This window comes from Bacillus sp. 95MFCvi2.1 (genome assembly GCF_000374965.1).
GTDB classification, from domain to species: domain Bacteria; phylum Bacillota; class Bacilli; order Bacillales; family Bacillaceae_G; genus Bacillus_A; species Bacillus_A pseudomycoides.
This window is the reverse complement of record NZ_KB895776.1, coordinates 1-1,515: the sequence shown is the minus strand read 5'-3', so window position 1 is coordinate 1,515 and position 1,515 is coordinate 1. Positions and strand designations below refer to the sequence as shown.

The following is a 1,515-nucleotide window of genomic DNA, read 5'->3' as shown; positions in this document are numbered from 1 at the left end:
TGCTAAGATGTGATTTATCTTTATGCTTTTATTATAGTAAGCGCTTACAATTATATCAATATATTTTTATATATAATATTACATATGGAGGGTAAGGTCACGAAATATTACATTTTCGCATTAAGACATGTATTGGAAATTAATTGTTTCCTAAAACAAAAAAATGAACTGAATTCTTATAGATAATTGTGGTGAGATAAAATTTTTGTTTTGAGGTACTTCAAAATATTAAGTTGATGGATGTGTGGTGTTACGCTTTGAAGTGAAAGTAAACAAATATGTAAAAGTTTACTTTCAGTAATAACAAAAAAATCTATTTTTTTCCTTTTTTACTAATAATGGGTTAAATTGTGATACAATAATAGACGAATTTAACGAAAATTGAGAAAAAAGAGTTCGTCTTTAAAGCGAATCAGTTCATAAAATAAAGGGGCGTTAATAGATGAGAAAAATTATTTATGTTTTATTAATAGTCATAGCGGTTGTGGGGTTAAGTGCTTGTGGTAAAGATCCATCAGATGATTTGCAATCTAAAAAGTGGAATGTCGTTGCTACCAATGGCGAATCATATACAGCAGAATTCGCTAAAAATACGGTTTCTTTCAAGATAGGAGCTTTCACAAGAGGGTTTACATATAAAATTAACAAAGATGAAATTAGTTTAGAAGAAGATGGGAAAGAGCCAATTGTATTTGAAATTAAAAAAGATGGCGATGAGTATAATTTTAAAGCAACGACCAAAGCTATTAAAAAGAAGTTTGGAGATTTGACGTTATCACCAACCAAGTAAAGAGGAAATGAAAAGTCGAGTAAAAACTCGGCTTTTTTTATCCAAAATATTAAAATCTTAAAGGCAAAGGTTTCAGGAGATATACCAAATGTATATAAATATTCAAAAGTTTACTTTCATAAGATAACTACATTAAAACTGTTTAATATTAAAATTAATTGTAACAAGAATAGTGTAATATAGTTAGAAGGAGATGATTTTATGTTAAAAATAGACCAAAATAAAGTAGGTTTAATTTCAGGGGTTAGTTTATTAATATTGGTTTTGACTAATTCTTTTATAAAAAGTGACTTTTGGGTTATTTGTATAGATGTAATTTTAATTTTGGTTAACTTAGTTTTATTTATTATTTCTAGAGATATAACAAAAACTAAGTTACTTAGAAAAATGAAGAAGCTAGATGAAGTAAAATGATTTTTTATTATTTTTAGAGATGGAAGACGATTAATGTGAGATCGTCTTCCATCTTTATTTTTTGATAATGTCTTTTTAATCCAATGTAAACAAATATTTAAAAGTTTACTTTCAAATGTATTTTATTTATTACTGTTTTTTATCCTGCTTAATTTTTTTAATATTGAAAAATATAAAATTGCAATTTACAATTATTGTATAATTAAAATGTTTTAAAGGAGTGTTGATATGAAGATTAAAGGGGTATTAATGTCTTTCCTCGTTTTGGTTACGTTTTTAGGATTTTTGCCAATAGAGAAAGCAAGTGCATC

General features: G+C 26.0%; 2 protein-coding genes. Both read left to right on the top strand.

Features of this window, described 5'->3' with window-relative positions:
- Positions 1 to 442: 442 nt before the first annotated feature.
- A complete protein-coding gene (locus C568_RS0130200) occupies positions 443 to 790 on the top strand; it encodes a hypothetical protein (protein ID WP_018783742.1) in 348 nt (115 codons plus the stop codon).
- Between the two features lie 201 nt (positions 791 to 991).
- Complete coding sequence (locus tag C568_RS0130195; RefSeq protein ID WP_018783741.1) at positions 992 to 1,204, top strand: hypothetical protein; 213 nt, start codon at positions 992 to 994, stop codon at positions 1,202 to 1,204.
- The last annotated feature ends 311 nt before the right edge of the window (positions 1,205 to 1,515 follow it).

Bases quoted from the DNA above. Each gene is read 5' to 3' on its own strand.
- C568_RS0130200 (WP_018783742.1), top strand. From the start codon at position 443: ATGAGAAAAATTATTTATGTTTTATTAATAGTCATAGCGGTTGTGGGG.
- C568_RS0130195 (WP_018783741.1), top strand. From the start codon at position 992: ATGTTAAAAATAGACCAAAATAAAGTAGGTTTAATTTCAGGGGTTAGT.